Here is a 22597-nt window from a genome sequence, read left to right on the forward strand (position 1 = left end):
TGCTACAACGTAGCGGGGATGATGTCGCCCACCCTCATTGCAGTGTCCTTCAACAGGCGATTTCGGTCAATCCTGGCCTAGTGGCCAATATTGGGTTACTGTCGCCGCTACATCGAACAGCCCGGAAAGGTGCACCCATGACCGACATTCCGGAAGCCTCGCGTGTCGACGTAGTGGTCGTCGGCGCAGGGCTCGCGGGTCTGACCGCCGCCAGGGAGCTAACAGCAGCGGGCCTGACCGTCCAGGTTCTCGAAGCCCGCGATCGGGTCGGCGGGAGGACGGTGAATCATGCGATCGGCAGAGACGCTGTGGTGGAGACCGGTGGGCAGTTCGTCGGTCCGACGCAGGACCACATCCTCCGCCTGGCCAGGGACGTCGGCGTCGGGACGTTCCCGGCGTACGACATCGGTGCGAGCATCTACGTCAAGAACGGACGTGCCCGACGCTTCGACGGTGGGGTGCCGCCGGACCTGGCGGCACTACCGGACGTCGGGATGCTGGTGGCGCGGATCGATCGAGCCGCGCGGCAGATTCCCCTGGGCAGGCCGTGGTCGGCACCGCGCGCACACGACTGGGACGCAATGACTTTGGCCACCTGGGCTCGGAATCACTCGGCCACCGACGGCGGCGTGGAGTTGCTCGACATCCTGCTCGGCTCGGTGTTCGGTGGCACATCCGCCGACGTGTCGGCGCTCTTCGGTCTGGCGTACATCGCCGGGGCGGGCAACGAGTACACCCCCGGCACGGTGGACCGATTGATGAGTGTAGCTGGGGGAGCGCAACAATGGCGCTTCGTCGGCGGCTCCCAGGCGATCTCGATCGCACTGGCCGAGCAACTCGGTGACGCCGTCCGGCTCGACAGCCCGGTGCGCCGGGTGGAGCAGTATCCGGATCGAGTGGTGGTACAAACCGATACCGAATCGTGGAGCGCCGGATCGGTCGTCGTTGCGATTCCGCCTGTTCTGGCCACCCGAATCGACTGGAGCCCTGCGCTTCCCGCACCCCAGGAAGCACTGTTCCAGCGGATGAACTTCGGCGGATTGGCCAAGTGCGAGGCCGTGTATCCCGAACCGTTCTGGCGCGCGAGTGGGCTCTCCGGCCAGGCGCTCTTTCGTGACGGCGACGTGCCGGTGTCCTCGATGTTCGACAACTCGCCTCCCGACGGAAGTCGGGGCGTGCTGATGGGCTTCGTCGGTACCTGGGGCGCACGCTATCGAGGAGGTCGAAACTGGTCCGAGGGCAATGAATCCGAGCGACGTGGTGAGGTTCTGCGTGCCTTCGCCTCGGTGGTGGGGCCGCGCGCTCTGGAGCCGACCGAATGGATCGAACTGGACTGGACCCGCGAGCAATGGACGCGTGGTGGGCCGACCGCGGTGTTGACGCCCGGCGTCTTGACCGGGCTGGGTCGGTGGCGCGACGTTCCGTTCGGACGGGTGCGGTGGGCCGGTGCAGAACACTCCGACTATTGGAACGGATATATGGACGGCGCCGTGCGATCGGGTGAAAAGGCCGCAGCAGAAATACTTTCGACCGAAGGAGAACTCTCGTGGAACAACGCTTCGTAGTCTCGGCCCACCGCACACTCTCGGCGAGTCCGGAGGAAGTCTGGGCACTGACCGCCGACACCAGCCGCTACGCGGAATGGGTGTCCGACGTCCGTACCGTCACCGCCCATCACGGCACCGCTCGTACCGGTGGTGTGTACACCGAGGAAGTGGCGGCGCTCGGACGCTTCACCACTCACGCCACGTGGACCGTCCGGCATCTGGAACCGAACCGACTGCGAGTCGATTCGGGTCAGGGATTCGCGCCGCTCACCAACGTGGCGAACGTCTTTCGCTTCGCACCGCTCAGCGGCGGAACCTCCACCGCGATGACCTTCGAGTTCTGGTTCGATGTGGCTCCGAGCTGGGTGGGACGTATTGTGCGGCCGATCGCGACCGCCGGGATGTCCGCACGATTCGACGTTTCGATGTGCAACCTCGAGGCGCTGATCCTGTCCGAACGAACAGCGACGATCCGATGAGAGAATCGGCCGAAGTCCTCACCCTCGGGGTGCACGTGCTCGACACTCTGGTGCGGCCGGTCACCGAGATACCCGACGGTCAGCAGGCCGCACTGGCGGAGCAGATCGCGATGTCGGCGGCGGGAACGGCCGGTGGCACCGCCCTGGTGCTGGCCCGGCTCGGTGCCGCTGTACACACCGCAGGAGTCGTCGGTACTGATTCGGCAGGCACGTTCTTGCTGCAAATCCTCGCCGACGACGGAGTGGACGTCTCCTTGGTGCACCGTATGGACGGGGTGCAGACCTCGGCGTCGGTGTTGCCGATTCGGCCGGATGGCTCGCGACCGGCCTTGCATGTGATCGGTGCCAATGGCTATCTGTCTCAGCATGTTCCGTGGAACATGTTTCACAACGTCGACTTCCTGCATCTCGGCGGACCCGAGTTCTTCGGACCGGACACCGCGCGCGACATCGCTCGTCGCGCTCACGAGGACGGCGTCGTCGTCACCGTCGACAGTCTGGCACCGTCCGTTCCCGAGGGCCTCGGTGCTTTCGCACCCGCACTCCCGTACGTCGACTACCTGCTGCCGAACGACGAGCAGGTTCTCGGCTGGACCGGCTGTGCGACCCTCGAGGATGGATGCCGCCGACTGCTCGAACTCGGTGCGTCCTGCGTCGTCGCCACTGCCGGGGCGTCGCCCACACTCGTCGTGACGGCCGACGACGCCGTCGAAGTTTCCGCGTACGCCGTGGACGTGGTGGATACCAGTGGATGCGGAGATGCGTTCTCGGCAGGGTTCGTTCGTGGCCTGTCGCTGAGCATGAGCGTCGTCGAGTCAGCGGAACTGGGCAATGCGACCGCGGCGCAAGTGGCGCAGGGTCTCGGTACGGATTTCGGCACCTATGACCTCGAATTCGTTCGGAAGTTCGCTCGCACGTGCAGGACCACCTGATGTCGACCGACACCGGTGAAGTCCGGGAGTCCGTCGCGGCGATCGCCCGGCACCTGGGCCGACGGGGTCTGGTACTCGGTACCGCCGGCAACGTCAGCGCACGTGTGGATGATGTGGTGGCGGTGACGGCGACCGGCCTGGTGCTGGCAGACGCCACGATCGAGGACATCACGCTCGTCGGGATGGACGGCGTCGTGCGCGCAGGTGCGTGCCAACCGACATCGGAACTGGGCCTGCACCTGGGCATCTACGCATCGTCCGAGGTTCGGGCGGTGGTGCATGCGCATTCTTCTGCGGCCGTGGCACTTTCGCTCGTCGCGGACGAGCTGCCGCCCGTGCATTACGCGCAGCTGGCACTCGGCGGCAGGGTTCCGGTGGTGCCGTTCGCGCCGTTCGGCACCGCCGAGCTCGCGAACGCGGTGGTGGCGGCGATGCAGTCGAGGTCGGCGGTGATCATGGCCCACCACGGATCGGTGGCCACCGGACACGACCTCGGTTCGGCGCTGTCGAACATAGAACTGCTCGAATGGCTCTGCGAGGTATACCTATCGGCCGCGTCGGTTGCACACCCGCGTGCCCTGAGCGACGAACAGTTCGAGGCGACTCTGAACGAGGTGGTGCGTCGAAACTACGGATTCCCGGCACCTGCGCGGACAGACTGACCGAGTACCGGTACGGCCGACCGCCGTGCGCGGACCTCGGTGGTCACCGGGACGCTTCGAGCGCGTCCTTCGCCACGTGCGCATTCCGCAAGTCGCGCTTGAGGATTTTGCCTGCCCCGCTCATGGGAAGAGCAGTGACGAACTCGATGGTGCGTGGGGTCTTGTACCCGGCAACGTAGCTACGAGTGTGCTCGATCAGTTCGGCCGTAGTTGGTGAAAGTCCCTCGGCCAGAACGACACACGCGTGTACTCGCTCGCCCCACTCCTCGTCGGGCACACCGATCACGGCGCAGGCCAGAACGGCAGGATGACGGCTGAGCGCACTCTCCACCTCGGCGCTGTAGACGTTCTCGCCGCCGGTGATGATCATGTCCTTGAGTCGATCGACGACATACAGAAAGCCGTCGGAATCCAGGTAGCCGACGTCACCGGTGTGCATCCATCCGTCACGAACGGCAGCTGCAGTCTCTTCCGGCTTGTTCCAGTAGCCCAGCATCACGTGTCCACCGCGGACACAGATCTCGCCGACCGAGCCGGTGGGCAGCTGCTCGTCGTCGGGTCCGAGTATCTGGATCTCGGAGTGTGGAGCCGCGCGCCCGGCCGAGCCGATACGTTCTCCGACATGATGTTCCGGCCACAAGAGAGACGCGACCGGTGCAAGTTCCGTCATGCCGTAGGCCTGAGTGAGGCGGGCCTGCGGAAGCCGGGCGAGGGTGCGTTCGAGGACGCCGGCGGAGATCGGAGATCCTCCGTAGAGCACGCGGCTCAGCGACGAGGTGTCGAACTGGTTCAACCCGGGGTGATCGACAAGCAGTTGAATCATCGTGGGCACCAGCAACACATCGGTGATGGAGTGCCGGGCGATTGCGCCGAGGACGGCCGTCGGCTCGAAGAACGGAACCATGACATGGGTGCCACCGAGCATGACCTGACCCACCCATGCGGCCAGATCGGCGAGGTGGAACATCGGGGCGGCATGGAGAAGAACGGAGGCGTCGTCGAGCAGCTGACCGGTTGCCACCGTTCCCAGGCCCGAGGTGACCAGGTTCGCGTGGGAAAGCATGACGCCCTTGGGAAATCCGGTGGTGCCGCCGGTGTAGAAGAGGCCGGCAAGGGCGTCGCCGCTACGCCGAACGTCGGGAACGGGATCGTGGGACGCGACCAGATCTTCGTACGACACCATCCCGTCCGGTGTGGCACCGTCCCCGCAGTAGACGACGGTGGCCAAGTCGGGACACGACGAGAGCAGAGCCGGAACCATCGCGCCGAAGGTGTCGTCGACGATCAGAACCTTGGTCAGAGAGTCGTTGAGCGCATAGGCGACTTCGACGGGGGACCACCGAATGTTGACGGGATTGAGGACGGCATCGGCCCACGGGACCGCAAGCAGGTATTCGGAATAGCGGTCGCTGTTGAACGCGAGCATTGCCACTCGATCGCCACTCTCGACTCCGATGGAATGCAGGCCGGCTGCCAATCTCGCCACGCGGTCGATCTGCTCCGAGAAGGTTCGCACGCGATCACCGAACACCGTTGCTGCGCGATCAGGTGTGGTGGATGCGGATCGATGCAGTCCTTGAGTGAGATACATGGTGAGGTCCCTTGTGGAAGACGGGGCGACGTGCGCCCGGGTGAATACGGTCACAGTTCCACCTTGTTGGCGTAGTGTCAATAGTGGCGGCATGTGATGACGGTTGGAGGCACACTTCGAAAAGGGTTGCCCGGCTAACGTTCTGGGGCGTCGTCGAGAGAACGTGCCGTAGCGAGAACGGTAACGAGCACGTCCGTTAGCAGTATTTCGACCTGTTCGCGGGTCAGAGTGCCCCGCACCAGCCACTCGCGGCCTGCTGCCTTGACCATGCCGCCGAAAGCCCGCACTGCCGACGTGGCGATGCGTCGGTCGCCCCGGCGCGCCTCGAAAGCAGTTGCGTCCAAAACGCGTTCGGCGGCAAGGTCGTCGGCGTCGTCCAGAATCTGGGCCACCTGTTCGTCCACGCCCGAGCCGCTCGCCACCGATACCCACGCTGTTCCGTGTGTCTCTATGACGCCCACCAGCCAGTGCACACTGCCACGTGCGCGCTCTTCGAGCGAACCAGTGGGCAGATGAACATCCTCGATCGGCGGCACGGTGACCAGATAGCGAACGCACTCGAGATACAGATCGCGTTTACCGCCGATGTAGTGGTGGATGAGCCCGCGTGCGACACCCGCAGACGCCGCCACGTCGGCCATCGACACCTCGGCGTACGGCTTGTCGCCGAACAACCGGACGGCGGCGGCCAGAATCTGCGTTCGGCGCTCGTCCGGTTCCAGGCGGTTCCACTTGGGTGTACTTGCAGCCGGCATGGTTCTCATGATTGCACCGAAGCGACCGAGCGTGACCTCAGAGGTACCGCTCGGTGCGTGAACGCAGCGAGCTCGGTACGACGAACCTGTCGCCGTACCGAGCCTGCAGCTGGTCGGCTCGGCGCACGAATCCCGGAAGTCCGCCGTCGAACTGATTGACGAACTGCAACACACCGCCGGTCCAGGCCGGGAAGCCGATACCGAGAATGGAACCGATATTGGCGTCGGCGACGCTTCGTAGGACGCCCTCGTCGAGGCACGCGATCGAATCCAACGATGGGGCGACGAGCATCCGATCCATCATGTCCTCGAACGGAATTCCGTGATCGGGGCGGTGGTAGTGCTCCATCAGGCCCGGCCACAATCCGAGCTTGGTGCCGTCCTTGGCGTACTCGTAGAACCCGCGTCCTGCCTTGCGACCCGGACGGTCCAACTCGTCGACCAAGCGATCGACCAGGGCGTACGAATTCGAGACGATCCATGGGCGACCCTCGGCGTGAGCAGCTTCGGCCATGCCCTCACGGATGTGTCGGGACAGGGTCAACGAAATCTCGTCCATCAGAGCCAGCGCACCGGACGGGTAGCCGGCCTCGAGCGCGGCCTGCTCGACGGTCGCAGGGTGCACGCCCTCGGCGACCAGTGAGATAGCCTCGTCCATGAATCGGCCGATGACGCGGGTGGTGAAGAAGCCGTGGCTGTCTCCGACGACGATAGGTGTCTTGCCGATCAACCGAACGAAGTCGAAGGCGCGGGCCAGTGCAGAGTCACTGGTGCGTTCCCCTACGACTATCTCCACCAACGGCATCTTGTCCACGGGGGAGAAGAAGTGCGTGCCGATGAAGTTCGAGGTTCGTGTCACGCCCTTCGACAATTCGGTGATGGGCAGCGTCGAGGTGTTGGAGCACAGCAGTGCGTCGGCGGTCAGGTACTTGTCGACCGCCTCGAAAGCACTCTGCTTGACGGCGGCATCCTCGAACACGGCCTCGACCACCAGATCGCACCCCTCGGCATCGGCCGCGTCGGAACTGGGCGTGATGAGCGCGAGCACCGCATCGGCGTCGGCCTGGGTCGTGCGTCCGTTTGCGATAGCTTTGCCGAGAGTCGCACGTGCGTAATCCTTTCCGCGCTCGGCGGACTCGATCGAGACGTCGCGGAGGATCACCGGAACCTGTGCCGAGGCGACGACGTAGGCAATGGCGGCACCCATCATTCCGGCCCCGATCACCAGCACCTTGTCGGGGACGCGATGGGGTTCGGCCGACGGGCGGGAAGCACCCTTGGTGATGGAGCCGAGATCGAAGAACATCGACTGGATGAGGTTGCCCGAGATTGGCCCGCAGGCCAGCGAGGTGCAGTGGCGAGTTTCGACGAGCGAGGCGGCCGCGAAATCGAGCACCGCCCCGTCCACAGCCGCGGCAACCACCGCGATCGGAGCGGGCATCGGCGCGCCCTTGACCTGCTTCCGCACCGTGGCTGTGAAGGCCGACAGCTGTGCGGCCACGGCCGGCGACTCCGCGGTGCCACCGGGAACTGTGAATCCATCTCTGTCCCAGGGTTGTACAGCGTCAGGGTTGGCAGAGATCCAGGCACGCGCGTTCGCCATCATCTGCTCGTGGGTGTCGACGACCTCGTCGACGAGTCCATGTTCGAGTGCCTGGCTGGGCCGGTATCGCTGACCCTGGCCCAGTACCGTGGTCAGCGCTGTGACGATGCCGAACATGCGGACGGTTCTGGTGACTCCGCCGGCCCCGGGCAGCAACCCGAGGGTGACCTCGGGTAACCCGAACCGAGCGGTGCTGTTGTTCAACGTAATTCGACGGTGGCAGGCCAGGGCGATCTCGAAGCCGCCGCCGAGTGCGGTGCCGCCGAGTGCTGCCACAACCGGTTTGCCGAGCGTCTCGAGACGGCGGAACTTGTCCTTGGTGAAATCGAGTGCGTCGGCGATGGCCGCGTGGTCGGATGGACCGGCGTCGCGCAGCAATTCGAGGTCGCCGCCGGAGAAGAACGAATCCTTCCCCGAGGTGATGATGATGCCGTCGTAGGCATCGAGGTTGGTCTCGATCCAGTCGACGGTCTGCGCGAGCGATTCACCGAATGCAGCGTTCATGGTGTTGGTGGACTGCGTCGGGTCGTCGATCGTCAGGACGAGGATTCGGTCGGTGCCGACCTCTCCGGTGATGGTGGAAGTCTGTAGCGCGGTTGAGCTGTTCATCGGATCCTCAGGTCGGTGCGAGTACTAGAGAGAGCGAGAGATGAGGTCTTTCATGACTTCGTTGGCACCGGCGTAGATGCGGGCGATACGGCCATCGACGAACATTCGGGCGATGGGGTACTCCTCCATGTAGCCGTAGCCGCCGAAGAGTTGCAGGCAACGGTCGACCACTTCGAACTGTCGGTCGGTGGTCCAGTACTTGACCATCGCGGCCGTCGACACGTCGAGGGAACCCGAAATGTGCTTGGCCAGTGCGTCGTCGACGAAGGTGCGAACGACGCGGCCGATGGTTGCGCATTCGGCAAGCTCGAATTTCGTGTTCTGCAGGTCGAACAGGGTCTTGCCGAAGGCGCTGCGCGACTTGGTGTAGTCGACGGTCTGTGCGACGGCGGCGTCGATCATCGCTGCGGCAGCGATGCCGCAGATGAGGCGTTCCTGGGGGAGTTGCTGCATCAACTGCGCGAAGCCTCGGCCCTCTGCTTCGCCCAGCAGGTTCGCGGCAGGGATTCGGAGTTCATCGAAGGTGAGTTCGGCTGTGTCCTGCCCCTTCTGGCCGATCTTGTGCAGCACGCGTCCGCGGTGAAAACCGTCGGTGTCGTCGGAGACTTCGGCGACGAGCAGCGACAGCCCTCGCGCTCCGGCAGCCGGATCGGTTGTGGCGGCGATGATGATCAGGTCGCAGTGAGCTCCGTTGGAGATGAACGTCTTTCCGCCCGTGACCACGTAATCGTCGCCGTCGCGTACCGCGCGGGTGGTGATGCCCTGAAGGTCGGATCCGGTGCCCGGTTCGGTCATCGCGATCGCGCCGATCCACTCTCCCGAGCACAGCTTCGGCAGCCACTGCTGCTTCTTTTCCTCGGAGGCGTAGGCCAGGAGGTAGTGCGGAACGATGCCGCTGTGCACGCCGAGTTGCATGGCCGAGTCGCCGGAGCGAACCTGCTCCTCGAACAGCACCGCCTCATGGCGGAAGTCGCCACCGCCACCGCCGTACTGCTCGGGTACCGACATGCCGAGCAGCCCTAGGCTGCCTGCGGTTCGGTACACCTCGCGGCTGGGCCGTCCGGCCGCGGCGAATTCCTCGCGACGGGGCGCGACCTCCTTCTCGAAGAATCCTCGGGCGAGCTGTCTGACATCGGAGAGTTCGGTGGTGAGGTCGTCACTGGTGCGGTCTGCGAGTGCAGTCATGGTGGGTCCTTGGCTCGACGCGCGCCCGCTTCTTGTTGGCGCAATGCCAATAACGATGCACCGACGTGCCTGCGGATGTCAACAGCGGGCGGGTCGACTCGATCCAGCTGGTCCGGGACAAGTCGGTGTTGACACAGGTACTTGCGCGAGTACTTTGTTACTCATGCAAGTACCACTTGAGCGGCAATCGGTCACCAACCGGGCGCGACGCGAACAGATCGTCGCTGCCACCGTCGAGGTGATCGCCTCCGGGGGGTATCGCGCAGCCACGTTCCAGGCCATAGCCGCACGCGCCGGGATCAAGTCGACGCGGACCATCTCCTACCACTTCGCCGGTCGCGACGAGCTCATCGAGGCAGTGGTCGACAGCATCTTCTCGACCGTCCGAAGCTTCATGTCCGGTAGGTCGGCAGGTCCGTTCGGCTCGGCCGGCGACGCTCTGGAGAGCGCCATCAGAACTACGGTGGCGCTGAACTCCGCACACGGATCGTCCATGCAGGCGCTGATGAGCATCTTTCTCGAGCATCACCCTGAAGGAGGGTGGGCCGCCTACGGACCCGCCGAAGAGTCGGCCGCGATGTCGCCGATCCAGCAGATTCTGACCGATGGTCAGAACTCCGGCGAGTTCACCGAGTTCGATACGTCGATCATGGCCGCCACCATTCAGCGCTCACTCGACGGCATCGCCTTTCTGCTGCGGACCCATCCGGACCTGAATCTGGACCACTACGCGGACGAACTGGTGGCGACCTTCCGCCGTGCTACGAAAGGCTGATCCTCGATGCCCGAACGCCCGGAGAACACCACGCCGAGAGGCAGCTCACCTGCACTCGACCGACTCGTCCGAATCATGTTCGTCAACCTGGCGATCGGGCTGATCGCCGCGATGTGCACGTGGATCTTTCATGATCGGATCCTGTCCTTTCAGCTCGCCGGTATGGACCCGACCGGTGCCGGCTATGCCGCAATGCGCGACACCCTCTCGGCAACGCTGTGGTCGCGCCCGGGGCCCGCTGCAGGTATCGCTGTGCTGTTCCCACTGTTGGTGCGAAGCTTGAGATCCGGTCGACGACGAAGCTATCGCCGTGTGTTGATCATTGCTGTGCTTCAACTGCTTTCGGTCGGATGGCTCACGGTCGGCGGAGACTATCCGACGTGGTTGCGCGTGCTGTACCTGCTGCAGGCGGTCGCCGTTGTCGCAACGTTCGTGGCCGCTACCCGCACCAGTGTGCGGGAACTGTTCGGCTACAGGAAAAAAGTTGCAACCGGGCATCCCAAGGCCGGGCTGTTCTTGGCTGTGGCGACCCCGGTGGTTGCCGAACTTGCTTTCGGTTCCACCCCGATCGCGTTGGCGTGGTTGATCGTTCTGTGGACCCCGTTCTACGGGTGCGGCGTTCTGCTGATCCGTGAGCTGGTCGTTCGGTCCGGACGCGGGTGGCCGAGTGTGCTGCTACTCGCCATCGCATTCGAGATCGCCGAAGACGGAATCGGATTGCAAGCCCTCACCAGTTCACGGCTCTACGGGGCGGCGGACTGGGGAATTCGATTTCTCGGAGTCAACGTCACGTACTGGGAAGCCAATGTGCTCTATCACGCCATCTTTACGGTCGCGGTGCCCATCGTCCTGACCGAATTGGTATACCCCGAACATCGGGGCCGTCCCTATCTCGGTGTCCGGGGGACTGTGGTGATCGCCTTGGCCGTAGTGGCAAGTGTTGCGGCACTGCGCTTCACCGTGCCACCGTCGCAGGACCCCGGGTATCAGGCCCCGATCGGGTTCGTAGTGGGCTGTGTCGTCGCCATATCGATCCTGGGGTTCGTTGCGCTGAGAATTCTTCCGAAACGGACTTCTCGATCGTGGCACCGTCCGCTCGTGGCGCTTCCGTGGTTCTATTTCGGCTCCTGCGCCACCGCAATCGCCGTGATGTGGCTGACGTTCCGAACCTTCGGATCGTCGCAGCCGGCCCATACCCATGGCGCACAGGTGCTGATCCCCATGACGGCAGCTGTGACTGTCCTGGCGGTTGCAGTTGCGACACTGCGCTATTGCGCGCAATCGACGGTCTGGACACAGCGGCACACCCTCGCGGTAGTGGGCGGTGCCTTGGTCGGACACACCGTCGCCGGAATTGCGATCTGGTCTGGGACCACCGAGCGGCTGAGCCTTGTCGTCATTGCCGTGGTGACAGCGGGCTTGACGGTCCTCGGCGATCGACGGCTGAGCGATCGAGACAGGGCACGTGTTCACACGAACTAGCTGTCGACCGAGCCGCCTCAGCCTGACAGCCGCCGAACTCGAAGTTGTGGATGGATTTGCGTCCGAATTCATCCATAACTTCGAGTTCGGCGGTGGTCGGCCGAGGACTATCGTCGGTCGGGTGGCTGGCAATGCTCGGGATCCCGGAGTCTCGGTGGCTGCGCGCCTGCTGGCCATACTCGGTGTGTTCGACGAGAAGGCCCCTGGGCTGACATTGACCGAATTGGCCGACGGTGCCGGTCTACCCATTGCAACCGCGCATCGGATGGTGCGTGAACTGGTGGAGTGGGGCGCGCTCGTCCGCACCGAGGACGGCCGCTACGTGGTGGGACGACGGCTGTGGAAGCTGGGACTGCTGGCACCGGATCAGTCCGATCTACGCGAGATCGCGTCACCCTTTCTGCACGACATCTACGGCGCGACTCTCGCGACGGTGCACCTGGCCATCCGAGACGGCGACGAGGTGCTCTACCTCGACCGGTTGGCCGGTCATGCATCGGTTCCGGCGGTCAGTCGTGTCGGGGCGCGCCTTCCCCTGCATGCCACTGGCGTCGGCAAGGTGTTGTTGGCGTATGCGCCTCGGGATGTACAGGAGCGAGTTATGCACTCCCTGAACCGCATCACCCCATACACCGTCACGCAGCCCGGTCAGCTCGAGAACGAACTCCGCCGAGTGCGCCGTGAGGGCTTTGCGCAGACGGTCGAGGAGATGACGCTCGGTGCGTGTTCGGTGGCGGTGCCCGTTCGTGTGGGCGACGACAGTGTGGTCGCCGCATTGGGAATCGTCGTTCCGAAATTGGGCCGAGATCGAGTGAAACTGGTTGCAGCGCTGCAGGTTGCGGCGCAGGGAATCGGTCGAAGCCTGCGCGGATAGTTCAGCGTTTCCACTCAGTGGAAACGTTGCCTTGTTCGGTCCGAAGTCCGGGGGTGTACTGCACATATGCGTACACAGGTCGCCATCATCGGCGCAGGACCCGCGGGCCTGCTGCTGTCCCATCTGCTCGACGAGCAGGGCATCGACTCCGTTCTGATCGAGTCACGTACCCAGGATTATGTGCTCTCGCGAATCCGGGCCGGAGTCCTCGAACACTCCACCGTCCAGTTGCTCGACGAACACGGACTCGGTGAGCGTTTGCACCGCGAGGGCGACGAGCACCGCGGTGTCTACCTGCAGTGGCCGGAAGAGCGGCACCACATCGACTTCAGCAAGCTGATCGACCGCACCGTGTGGGTGTACGGGCAGACCGAAGTCACCAAGGACCTTGTTGTGGCGCGCGAGAAGGCCGGCCAGCAGATCTACTACGACGTCTCCGACACGGCATTGCACGACGTCGAATCCGACGCCCCCTACGTGACCTTCACCGACGCGTCGGGCAACGCGGTACGCATCGACGCGAATGTCATTGCCGGCTGCGATGGTTCCTTCGGGCCGAGCCGAGCGGCGATGCCCGATTCGGTGCGCAACACCTGGGAACGGGTCTACCCCTACTCCTGGCTCGGTGTGCTTGCCGATGTCGCTCCCTCGACCGACGAACTGATCTATGCCTGGCATCAGGATGGATTCGCGATGCACTCCATGCGATCGTCGACGGTCAGTCGGCTGTATCTGCAGGTGCCGAACGGAACCGACATCGACACGTGGTCCGACGACCGCGTCTGGGATGCGTTGGCCACCAGACTCGGCCACGGCCAGGACGGGTGGACGCTGAACCCGGGCCCGATCACGGAGAAGAGTGTGTTGCCGATGCGCAGCTACGTGCAGATACCGATGCGGCACGGAAACCTTTTCTTGGCGGGAGATGCAGCGCACATCGTGCCGCCGACCGGAGCGAAAGGCCTCAATCTCGCCGTCGCGGACGTGGCGCTGCTGGCACCGGCATTGATCTCGATGCTGAAGTCGAACGACTCCCGGGCCGCAGAAGCATACAGCGACAACGCACTTCGACGCGTCTGGCGTTGCACCCACTTCTCCTGGTGGATGACGACGATGCTGCATACCGGCGACGACCCCTTCGATGCGCAGCTGCAGCTCTCGCAGCTGAAATGGGTGGCCTCCAGCGAAGCAGGTGCCATGGGACTGGCGGAGAATTACGCCGGATTGCCGATCGGGTTCTGACCCCGAGCACCGCCCAACTCGAAGTTATGGACGGAATTTGCCCGGACTCCATCCCTAACTTCGAGTTCGGCTAGAGAACCTACCGTCGGCGGTCCAATACATAGGTGACCGCGACACCGGCCACGAGTCCCCAGAACGGAGCACCGAGGCCTCCGACGTCGGTGCCGGAGATGGTGACCAGCAGGGTGATCAGGGGCGCGAGCATCGGGCGGCCGGACGAATCGGAGAACGCGGCGGTGAAGGCACCGCGCAGTGCCTCGAGCATGGCCAGACCCGCGAGGGCGGCGATGAACGTCGCGGGCACGACGGACAGGCCGCGTACCAACAGTGGTGCCAACACGCCCACCACGATCGCCAATGCGCCGCAGGTCATTCCGGAGATGTACTGGCGCGACCGTGCACCGACGGCAACGAGCAGCGCGTTGGTCGGGCCGGCGAGACAGGTCGACACCGCACCGAGCGGCGCGACGAGAAGTGACCAGACGCCGCAGGCGATGGTGACGACGGTCATCGGCGGCCGATGGCCTGCAGAGTGCAAGACAGCAGCACCCTGCCCGTTCTGCACGGCGACCACTGTGATTGCGAGCGGTATCACCAACTGCGCCATCGCCGCCCCACTGAACGACGGCGCAACGAGTTCCGGTAAGCCGATCAGGGGTAGGTCTGCCGCGGCCCCATTCAGTCGGGTGTACCCGCCGGTGATCGCGAGAGCAACGAGACCGGCGGCCAATGCGGCGAGTACCGGAGGAATCCGTTTCGACCACGTATCGGATCGTGTCAGCGCCAACCACGCCACGACCATGCTGCCCGCGACGAGCACGTTGGACGAAACAGACTGCACCAGTCCGGTTCCGAACGACAGAAAGGCACCGGCGACCATCGCCATCACGACACTGTGCGGCAGGAATGCCATCAATTTCGCGACCGCTCCGGTGGCTCCGAGCACGAGGATGAGCACTCCGGTGGCGAGGTAGGAACCGACGACTTCCGGCCAGGTCAGCGTGGCGAGCGACTGACCTACCAGAACCGTGCCCGGAATCGTCCAGAAGAAGCTGAGCGGCATGCGGTACACCCAGCTCGCCACCACGGTGAGGATGCCGTTGAGTACGAATACTCCGAAGACCCACGACGCTGTCTGCGCGGCGGTGAGCGAGCCCGCTGCGGCGGCACCCATGATGACCGCAACCGGTCCTGTTGCGCTGAACAGCACGCCGGTTGCCCCTGCACTGACGTACTGCCCGCCGAAGTCGGCGCGGAGAGCACGCAGACTCGGCGGACGACGCTCGGGTAGTTCGCCCGAGGCGAGACGCTCGAAAATATCCGTCATTCAGCCACTTTCACCGGCTCGCTGGGTGCTGGATTGGATCTGCGCAGGGCCCGGAGCGCGGGAACAGCGGTGGTGACGAGTGCGCCGAGCAGCGCTACGACAGCGAAGATGTAGAACGCGGTGGACGACGCGATGCCGGCTCCGAGCAGAATTCCTCCGAGCAGCGGGCCGAGTATGCCGCCGAGCCGGCCGAATCCGGCGCACCATGCCACGCCTGCAGCGCGAGCGGTGGTGGGGTAGTAGTTCGAGACGAATCCGTAGATCAACACCTGAGTACCGATGGCGCCGATGCCGGCACCGGCCACGGCGACAAGCAGAACTCCGAGTGGGAAGTCCAGCGTCAGCAACACCAACGACAGCGCAGCGAGGCAGAAGGTGACCGCGATGACGCGTTGGGGGCCGGTACGGTCGGCGATGCGCGATGCGATCAGACCGCCGACGATGGCACCGCCGTTGAGTACCAACAAGAACGACAGTGATCCTTTGGCGTTGTATCCGGCCTCGGACATGATCTGCGGTAGCCAGGTGTTGAGGCCGTAGGTCAGGAGCAGCCCGGAGAAACTCATGAGCCCGAGTAGGGCCGTCGGTCGCAGCAGCGGCTTGCGGGCCAGTGCTGCGAATCCGACACGATCGCCGGCGACCATTGGCTCGGCCTCGGGCATCGGAATGCCGGTCCGTGCGCAGATCTCCCGCGCATCGGCGACGCGTCCGTGCGCGAGTAGCCACCGAGGGGACTCCGGCATCCGAAGCAGAGCGAGCGGCAGCAGTACGAACAGTGGCAGCGCACCGAGCCAGAACAGTCCGCGCCAACCGATGGAATCCTGCAGGGTGATCGCCGCCAGTGACGCCAGCACGCCGCCGGCCGGAATGCCGCTGTAGACGATGGCGTTGAACAGGTTTCGCCGTCCGGGTGGTGCGAATTCGGCAATCATTGCTCCGACGGTGGCGACGAGTCCGCCTACCCCGATGCCGGTCAGAAACCGGAGAATGCCGAACATCGTGACGTTCTGTGCGAGGGCGGTGGCCCCCATTCCGATCGAGAACCAGACGATGCAGGTCAACATCGTTCTGCGACGGCCGATCCGATCACCGAAGGCACCAGCGGTCAAAGCGCCGACCATGACCCCGATCAGCGCGTAGGAGCCCAGCGCGCCGGCAGTTTCGGGATCCAGCGCGCCCAGCTGAGTGGAGTCGGCCAGCAGCGTCGGTAGCACGGTGCCGTAGACGACGAGATCGTAGCCGTCGAAAACAATTGCGGCCGTGGACAGTGCGACGATCCACAACACACTTCGGCGGTGTCGGTCACTGGCCCAACTGGTGTTCATGGTGGAGTCCGGTGCAGTCATCGGGGATCCTTTTCGGTCTGGGAGTACCGCTTGGAGGGGCGAATCGGCGCTGACGGCCGAGCGGGTTGGATCACTGTCTCAAATAGTGGGCTGAGTCACACCAGGGCTTTGCCTAGTGCTTACCTCGGCATTGTCAGAGCGGGCGCACCCATCATGTCGACGAGCCGTCATCGGCCGACCGCGCAGCAGCCAGCTCAGCTCTCGAGCGGATGCCCATTTTGGCGTACACCCTGGTCAGGTGGAACTGAACTGTCTTGACCGACAGGAACAACTCGGCAGCGACCTCACGGTTGGTCATTCCTGTCGCGACCAGGCTCGAGACGGCATCTTCCTGTGGTGTCAATGCATCGTGCGCTCTGTCCCTCAGGACCGCGTGCACGCCACCGGCTTTGAGTTCACGGTCGCACCGTCGTACGTACGTGGTGGCCCCCAGTGCCAGGTAGCCATCGCGCGCCGCACTGACGACGGCATCGGCTTCTCGTCTCTTCCCTGCTCTGCGCAGGGTCTGCCCGTAGGCATAGTTCACTCGGGCACGGTCGTACGTCAGGGGCAGCGGGGCCAACGATGTCAGGGCATCCTCGAATGATGCTCGGGCAGAGTCGAGATCGCCCATTGCACCGTGCAGTCGGCCACGAGCACAGGCCAGGCGTGCGTGCGCGGAGCGGTGACCACGATCGTGCACTCTGGCCTCGTGTGGGATCAGAAACTCGTCCGCTTCGTCCAGTCGGCCCTCGACTATCAGCGCATTGGCATACACATCGGGCCACGCCCAGAATCCGGGCTCGGAGACGTCGGCGTGAGCCCACTGCTCGGTCAACGGGGCCAGGGCGCGTAGGACCCCGGCATAGTCGGCTCGAGCCTCCGCGATGGCTGCACGACCGAGAGCCGTTGGTACCCTCATGATCTCGTAGTCGCGTGCGCCGGAGTCACCGCGATGTGCGCTCTTTGCTGCGGCCACCCAGTCTCCGCGGAGCGCATGGATCTGCGTCGCAGACCACTGGAGCAGCGGAACGATCAACGCGGCACCGGAACGGTCGGCCAGTTCGGAACCTGCTTCGACCAGCCGAAGCGCCGCGTCCCATTCTCCGGTGACGAAATAGGTGCGTGCCAGCCAACCATGGGCCCACAACGAGATTCGCGTCGAACCGCCGAGAAAGTCGGTCGGTGCAGCGGCTTCGAGTTCCGAGCGGGCGAGGTCGATGTGGTCCGTCGCGAAGTGGAGCCAGCCGGCACCCATCTGCACACGTTGTCCGACGGCTCCGGTGCTGGCGTGGCCCCACAGGTCTCGGTAGCTGGTCAGTGCTTCTGCGACGCGGCCCGTGCCGGCCAGGCCGAGACCCCGAATGGACTGCGCCTCCACCGCGGTTGCGTGGTCGGCCCCGACGAGTTCGACTGCGCGGTCGGCCCACAACACGAGGTTGGCACCGTCGCAGCGAGCCAGATTGTGCAGAACCTGACGATGGCAGATCACGGCCGCGACTTCGGGGTCGTGCCGCGTCCGGACCAGCTGCCATGCCCGAGTCAGTCGCGCTTCGGCTTCGTTGGGGCGGCCGCGCAGGATGGCCAGATATCCGAGTACAGCGTTGCGAGTAGGCGTTTCACGAAGACTTTCGATCTCGGCAATGTAGTCCGAGGCCGTGCGCATGTCCCCGGCACCGATGAGGGCGTCCACCGCGCGGACGAGCCGATCCTCACGCGCATGGGGTTCCTGCGTCGATCGACTCGACAGAAGGTACAGCCGTGCCGCGGTGGCCCATTCGCCGATTCCTGCGCGTGACGCAGCGAGTGCGTCCAAGCGGTCCGAGACCGATGGATCGGGCAACGGCGACGCGTGAACCAGGTGCGCCAGCTGGTCGGCCGGGTCGGCCTCGGCCGCGGCAGCGGCTCGATGAACCCGTGCGCGCTCGACTCTGGTCATCGTCGCGAGCACCGCGGCACGGACCGAGGGGTCGTGAACCTCGAGGATGGTCGCCGCGGAGCTGCGTCGGACGGTGATCAGTGCCAACTGTTCTGCGAGATCGACAGCAGACCAGGGATCCTCGATGCCGGCGACCTCGCACACCGTGGTCAACGGTCGGGCGTCTTCGAGAACAGCGACGGCCGATACCAGACGCCGAGCTGCGTCCGTGCAGAGAGCAAGAGTGGACTGAACGTCTGCCTGCACGAAAGCGGGCGCAGGTAGGTCGGGTCGTACACCCTTCCAGGTCTCGCGCGGCACCTCGTTCAACAGCGCCGAGGCGTGTCGAGGACGTCCACCGGTGTGACGTGTCAGGTGAGCAGCCGAGGAGGGCGACAAGATGATCCCCTGCAGCGCAGCGAGTTCGGCAACTGCCGACACCGTCAGCGCCGGTACCGTCAAGGACAGGTCGGCAGCGCGATCGAGAACCCGGTGTGACTCGATAGAGCCGTGGGGCAACGGCTTTCGAGTGCAGACAACCGCGAGCCTCGCGGTTCGATGGTGCCGGACGGTCGAAGCGAGTGCACGCAGCGAGTCCGCGTCACAGTCCTGCGCGTCGTCGATCAGCAGGATCGTCATGTCGTCCGTCGGCAACGAGTCGGCGATGCGGTGTCCCCACTCCACCGGGTCCGCCCCGTCGATCCGGACGCCCGGGACGAGTTGGGTGACCAGACCGAACTGCACGTGCGTTTCCCACGGCACCGCACCTGCGCGCCGTACCACCGCGCCCTCGCCGTCGCTACCGATCGTCCGTTCCACTTCACGCAGAATCGACGATGCGCCGATGCCTGCCGGGCCGGTCAGCACGACGAAGGTCGCCGAGCCGTCGAGCGCCTCGACCGCCCGAACCAGGACGTCCAGCAGTTCACCGCGGCCGATCAACGGTGAGGGGGACATGACGTCACCGTATCCGCGTCGGGCAACTGCGTGGGGCGATCGAACCAACACGGTCACGACTCAGCCCGGGTCGCCGCCGGCCACCGGGAGCACGGTGCCGGTGATGTAGGACGCCTCGTCGGAGGCGAGGAAGCAGATCGCTGCGGCTTGCTCGTCGAGGGTTCCATACCGCTTGAGCAACGAGGAGTCCACGGTTTGGTCGACTATGGCCTGATACCAGTCCTTTTCCTGTTCGGTCGAGGGTGCGGGCCCCCGAGCCACGCGTCGCGGCGGTGCGTCTGTGCCGCCGGGGGCCGTGGCAACCACCCGAACGCCGTGCGGTGCTGCTTCGAGAGCCAAAGTTGCCGTGATGGCGTTGACGCCACCCTTCGCAGCTGCGTAGGGAACCCGGTGGATGCCGCGGGTTGCGACCGAGGAGACGTTGACTATGGTGCCGCCGCCGCGTTCGATCATGTGCGGGATCACGGCGCGGCACGACCACAGAGTCGGGAACAGCGACCGAGAGATTTCCTTCTCGATCTGCTCGGGCTGGTACTCGGCGTACGGTTTGGCCCAGATTGTTCCGCCGACAACGTGAATGGATACGTCGACGCGTCCGTGCGCGTTGAGTGCAGCGTCGACCACCGATGAAGCGCCCTCCCATGTTTCGAGGTCGGCGATGACCGGAGTGGCTTCGACACCGTCCTGCTCGAATTCCTCGGTGAGAGATTCGACCAACTCGGACCTGTCGGCCAACACCAGTGATCCGCCTTCGGCACCGATCCGTCGAGCAACGAATTCGCCGATGCCCTGGGCCGCGCCGGTGATCAGCACGACCTTCCCTGCGAACCGACCGGGGCTGACGAACTTGGGTCTCTTGTTCGTCCGGGATTCGTTCATGGCGCGTTTCATCGTCGCCTTCGAGCGGTCGGCGTGATCGGCTATCAACGTCCGTGCGCGGTCACGGTCTCCGGCCTCGAACGCGTCGACGATGTCGAGGTGATCCTGGGCGCACAGCGGATCGCACCACGTCGCGTTACGCAGTACGTCCTCCATCGCGGCCTTGACGCCGAGAGCCCGATAGGCTTGCAGCAGATGCTCGTTGCCCGTCTGGGTGAACAGGTAGTCGTGAAAGGCGGCATTGGTTTCGGTGTACGCGGCGGCATCGACGAACCGATCGCCGTCGACGTAGCGAGTGGTGGTCTCGGCCAAGAGTCGGTATCCGGAGATCTGCTGCGAGGACAGTCGGCCGATCACGAGTTCGAGGGCACCCAGTTCGAGGGCGCGCCTGGCCTCGAACACTGCGTCCGACTCGTGTACCGATGGATGCTCCTCGCCGATCTCGTACCGCGCCGTCGACGCAGTCACCGGTTCCGAGGTGCGCTCGACGAGCGGCTGAATATTTCTGGACGGCCAAATACGCTGCGCAGCAACGGAGTGTGCCTCGGGTGTCTCCAGCAGATCGGCACTCTCGTCCATCGTCACCGGAGCGGCCGTCGACCCGGCCCTGGCGATGCGCTGACCCGCGATCGCACGCATGGTGTCTGTGTCCTCGGTTGCCGAGATGCCGCTGCCGCGCAGGCGCAAAGGTTCCGCGGCACGACTGCCGAACACGGCTCGCCCGAAGATGCTTCTGCCATCTACAGCGGGTTCGAGATCGGCCGACGCTGCAGGTAGGACGTCGGCATCGGCATCGGCATCGGTCACCGGGGTCTCGTCATCCACCACAACCGCAGGGGCCGAGTCGGTTTCGAGGTCAGGAGTCTCCTTCGCCGGTGCCGAGGACGGCGCGAACTTCTCGTAATAGAAGCCGGTCGGTTCGATGCCGGCCTCGGCGAAGTGCGTTCGGACGGCCTCGACCATGGGAGGCGGACCACACAGGTAGACCGCGACATCACCGCCGTTGAGGTGTTCGTCGGTCAACAGGGCAGTGACGTACCCCTTGTTCGCGGCGGTGCTCGAGGGGTCCGAAACACAGTGATCCCATGTGAACGCGTCCAACGACGAGGCCAGGGCAGCGAGCTCGTCCAGCTGGACGACGTCGTCGTCGGTACTGGCGCCGTACACGAGATGTACAGGACGAGTGCTGGATTCGCCGGCCATCGTGCGGAGGATCGAGAGGATCGGAGCCAAACCGGTGCCGCCTGCCAATAGCAGCGCAGGTCGCTGAGCCTCGCGCAGAAAGAAGCTGCCGTGCGGGCCGGTGAACGAAATCTTGTCGCCCGCGGCCGCCGTGTCGCTCAGGTAGGTGGACATCAACCCGCCCGGAGTGAGCTTGACCAGGAATTCCAACTCGTCCGAGCCGGAGACGCAGCTGAAGGAGTAGGACCGGGTTTCTTCGGATCCGGGGACCGTGATGTTGACGTACTGGCCGGGGAGGAACGCGAGCGCGCCACCTGTCGGTGCCTCGACAGCGAGCCTGACCGTCGTGGGAGAAAGCTTCTCCACGGCGGTCACGACCGTGTCATGTGTCGCCGCCTGGGTTTTTGCGACTGCCGAGGTGCTGGCGATCTGCAGCACCAGATCGGAGGTGGGCTTCATGCTGCAGGGCAGACAGTAGCCCTCCTCCGATTCCGACTGCGAGAGCGCGTCGTCGAGGTAAGTACCACCGTCGTATGCACCCGATTCGCACAGAGCCTTGCACGTTCCGCACGCACCGTCCCGGCAGTCGAGGGGGATGTTGATCCGCGATCGGTAGGCGGCGTCGGCAACGGTCTGGTCGTCCTCGCAGGTGATGAAGCGGGTGACGCCGTCTTCGAAAGACAGTGCGACGGAATGGCTCACGATGGAACTCCTCGAGATTACGGCAGGTCGATCAGAAGTGATAGATGTCGACGACGTGATGGATGTAGTCGTTCTTCAGCACCACGGTCTTGCGTCGGATGAGCGGCGATTCGCCGGAGAAGTCGATCGTGTAGAACGACGTTCCGTAGTACGGATCGATTGTCTTGTAGCGGAAGTACATCGTGTGCCAGTTGAATCGGACGTCGACGATATCTCCCCGACGCTCGATGACCTCGACGTTGCTGATGTTGTGGCTGGTCCGCGGTTCGGGTATGGATGTGGCACTGGAACGTTCGGTCCGGATGCGAAACACGCGGTCTTCGAGCCCGCCCTTGTTCTCGTAGTAGATCAACGAGATGTCGGTCTGCGGGTCCTCGGTGAGCAGGTCGTTGTCGTCCCAGCAGGGCATCCAGTATTCGACGTCGTCCGCGTAGCACGTGAGCCACTTCTCGAACTCGCGATCGTCGAGATAGCGAGCTTCGCGATAGAGGAACTGCTCGATGGAAGATTGCGTGATCAGCCGCGACGAGGACGGCCGCTCGGTATCGATGTTGTCGACGGTGGCACTCAT

At 64.5% G+C, this 22597-nt stretch carries 17 protein-coding genes; 8 read left to right on the forward strand and 9 right to left on the reverse strand.

The features are described from left to right. The first annotated feature begins 137 nt into the window (after positions 1-137). The 4 genes from ASG84_RS10505 to ASG84_RS10520 are packed head-to-tail and all read left to right on the forward strand — an operon-like array spanning position 138 to position 3620. The gene (locus ASG84_RS10505) at positions 138-1565 is read left to right on the forward strand and encodes a flavin monoamine oxidase family protein (protein ID WP_057476977.1); all 1428 of its coding nucleotides are present in this window, start codon (positions 138-140) and stop codon (positions 1563-1565) included. After that, the gene (locus ASG84_RS10510) at positions 1547-2026 is read left to right on the forward strand and encodes an SRPBCC family protein (RefSeq protein ID WP_057476978.1); all 480 of its coding nucleotides are present in this window, start codon (positions 1547-1549) and stop codon (positions 2024-2026) included. Before ASG84_RS10505 ends, ASG84_RS10510 begins: the two co-directional genes overlap by 19 nt. Continuing rightward, complete coding sequence (locus ASG84_RS10515; RefSeq protein WP_057476979.1) at positions 2023-2958, forward strand: carbohydrate kinase family protein; 936 nt, start codon at positions 2023-2025, stop codon at positions 2956-2958. The genes ASG84_RS10510 and ASG84_RS10515 overlap by 4 nt, the downstream gene beginning before the upstream one ends. Continuing rightward, positions 2958-3620: a class II aldolase/adducin family protein gene (locus tag ASG84_RS10520; protein ID WP_057477098.1), complete on the forward strand. Its 663-nt coding sequence runs from the start codon at positions 2958-2960 to the stop codon at positions 3618-3620. Before ASG84_RS10515 ends, ASG84_RS10520 begins: the two co-directional genes overlap by 1 nt. Positions 3621-3663: 43 nt before the next feature. On the opposite strand, the gene ASG84_RS10525 is transcribed toward ASG84_RS10520, so the two are convergent. From ASG84_RS10525 to ASG84_RS10540, 4 genes are all read right to left on the reverse strand, one after another. Further along, on the reverse strand, positions 3664-5211 hold the full coding sequence (locus ASG84_RS10525) for an acyl-CoA synthetase (RefSeq protein WP_057476980.1): 1548 nt from the start codon (positions 5209-5211) through the stop codon (positions 3664-3666). Between the two features lie 134 nt (positions 5212-5345). Beyond that, positions 5346-5975, reverse strand: coding sequence for a TetR/AcrR family transcriptional regulator (locus tag ASG84_RS10530; RefSeq protein WP_327213069.1), 630 nt, complete (start codon positions 5973-5975; stop codon positions 5346-5348). A gap of 28 nt (positions 5976-6003) precedes the next feature. After that, positions 6004-8178: a 3-hydroxyacyl-CoA dehydrogenase NAD-binding domain-containing protein gene (locus ASG84_RS10535; protein WP_057476982.1), complete on the reverse strand. Its 2175-nt coding sequence runs from the start codon at positions 8176-8178 to the stop codon at positions 6004-6006. A 24-nt stretch (positions 8179-8202) separates the two neighbouring features. Then, complete coding sequence (locus ASG84_RS10540) at positions 8203-9363, reverse strand: acyl-CoA dehydrogenase family protein (RefSeq protein ID WP_057476983.1); 1161 nt, start codon at positions 9361-9363, stop codon at positions 8203-8205. Positions 9364-9526: 163 nt separating this feature from the next. Between ASG84_RS10540 and ASG84_RS10545 the strand changes: the two genes are divergently transcribed. The 4 genes from ASG84_RS10545 (at position 9527) to ASG84_RS10560 (ending at position 13736) form a co-directional block, all read left to right on the forward strand. Next, on the forward strand, positions 9527-10138 hold the full coding sequence (locus ASG84_RS10545; protein WP_057476984.1) for a TetR/AcrR family transcriptional regulator: 612 nt from the start codon (positions 9527-9529) through the stop codon (positions 10136-10138). 6 nt (positions 10139-10144) lie between these two features. Then, positions 10145-11620 (forward strand): hypothetical protein, encoded by a 1476-nt coding sequence (locus ASG84_RS10550; protein WP_057476985.1) that lies wholly within the window; start codon positions 10145-10147, stop codon positions 11618-11620. 121 nt (positions 11621-11741) lie between these two features. Beyond that, positions 11742-12494 carry an IclR family transcriptional regulator gene (locus ASG84_RS10555; RefSeq protein WP_057477099.1) on the forward strand — a complete coding sequence of 251 codons (753 nt, stop codon included), beginning with the start codon at positions 11742-11744 and terminating at the stop codon, positions 12492-12494. Positions 12495-12560: 66 nt separating this feature from the next. Further along, on the forward strand, positions 12561-13736 hold the full coding sequence (locus ASG84_RS10560) for a 4-hydroxybenzoate 3-monooxygenase (protein WP_057476986.1): 1176 nt from the start codon (positions 12561-12563) through the stop codon (positions 13734-13736). Between the two features lie 79 nt (positions 13737-13815). Here the strand turns inward: ASG84_RS10560 and ASG84_RS10565 are convergent, their stop codons facing one another. The 5 genes from ASG84_RS10565 to benB form a co-directional block, all read right to left on the reverse strand. Further along, entirely contained in the window at positions 13816-15063 is a 1248-nt protein-coding gene (locus tag ASG84_RS10565) for a benzoate/H(+) symporter BenE family transporter (protein ID WP_057476987.1), read from the reverse strand. Next, positions 15060-16409: an MFS transporter gene (locus ASG84_RS10570; RefSeq protein WP_057476988.1), complete on the reverse strand. Its 1350-nt coding sequence runs from the start codon at positions 16407-16409 to the stop codon at positions 15060-15062. Before ASG84_RS10570 ends, ASG84_RS10565 begins: the two co-directional genes overlap by 4 nt. A 151-nt stretch (positions 16410-16560) precedes the next feature. After that, entirely contained in the window at positions 16561-19263 is a 2703-nt protein-coding gene (locus ASG84_RS10575) for a LuxR family transcriptional regulator (protein ID WP_057477100.1), read from the reverse strand. Between the two features lie 60 nt (positions 19264-19323). After that, positions 19324-22026, reverse strand: a complete 2703-nt coding sequence (gene benC / locus ASG84_RS10580; RefSeq protein ID WP_057476989.1) for a benzoate 1,2-dioxygenase electron transfer component BenC — start codon at positions 22024-22026, stop codon at positions 19324-19326. Between the two features lie 31 nt (positions 22027-22057). After that, positions 22058-22597: a benzoate 1,2-dioxygenase small subunit gene (gene benB / locus ASG84_RS10585; protein WP_057476990.1), complete on the reverse strand. Its 540-nt coding sequence runs from the start codon at positions 22595-22597 to the stop codon at positions 22058-22060.

It is taken from the genome of Rhodococcus sp. Leaf278 (genome assembly GCF_001426085.1).
Taxonomy (GTDB): Bacteria; Actinomycetota; Actinomycetes; order Mycobacteriales; family Mycobacteriaceae; genus Rhodococcoides.

Excerpts from the sequence above, each read along its gene's own strand:
- ASG84_RS10545 (WP_057476984.1), top strand. The coding sequence starts at position 9,527 with ATGCAAGTACCACTTGAGCGGCAATCGGTCACCAACCGGGCGCGACGC.
- benB (WP_057476990.1), bottom strand. The coding sequence starts at position 22,597 with ATGAGTGCCACCGTCGACAACATCGATACCGAGCGGCCGTCCTCGTCG.
- ASG84_RS10515 (WP_057476979.1), top strand. The coding sequence starts at position 2,023 with ATGAGAGAATCGGCCGAAGTCCTCACCCTCGGGGTGCACGTGCTCGAC.
- ASG84_RS10565 (WP_057476987.1), bottom strand. The coding sequence starts at position 15,063 with ATGACGGATATTTTCGAGCGTCTCGCCTCGGGCGAACTACCCGAGCGT.
- ASG84_RS10575 (WP_057477100.1), bottom strand. The coding sequence starts at position 19,263 with ATGTCCCCCTCACCGTTGATCGGCCGCGGTGAACTGCTGGACGTCCTG.
- ASG84_RS10525 (WP_057476980.1), bottom strand. The coding sequence starts at position 5,211 with ATGTATCTCACTCAAGGACTGCATCGATCCGCATCCACCACACCTGAT.
- ASG84_RS10560 (WP_057476986.1), top strand. The coding sequence starts at position 12,561 with ATGCGTACACAGGTCGCCATCATCGGCGCAGGACCCGCGGGCCTGCTG.
- ASG84_RS10540 (WP_057476983.1), bottom strand. The coding sequence starts at position 9,363 with ATGACTGCACTCGCAGACCGCACCAGTGACGACCTCACCACCGAACTC.
- ASG84_RS10530 (WP_327213069.1), bottom strand. The coding sequence starts at position 5,975 with ATGAGAACCATGCCGGCTGCAAGTACACCCAAGTGGAACCGCCTGGAA.
- ASG84_RS10550 (WP_057476985.1), top strand. The coding sequence starts at position 10,145 with ATGCCCGAACGCCCGGAGAACACCACGCCGAGAGGCAGCTCACCTGCA.
- ASG84_RS10505 (WP_057476977.1), top strand. The coding sequence starts at position 138 with ATGACCGACATTCCGGAAGCCTCGCGTGTCGACGTAGTGGTCGTCGGC.
- ASG84_RS10520 (WP_057477098.1), top strand. The coding sequence starts at position 2,958 with ATGTCGACCGACACCGGTGAAGTCCGGGAGTCCGTCGCGGCGATCGCC.
- ASG84_RS10570 (WP_057476988.1), bottom strand. The coding sequence starts at position 16,409 with ATGACTGCACCGGACTCCACCATGAACACCAGTTGGGCCAGTGACCGA.
- ASG84_RS10535 (WP_057476982.1), bottom strand. The coding sequence starts at position 8,178 with ATGAACAGCTCAACCGCGCTACAGACTTCCACCATCACCGGAGAGGTC.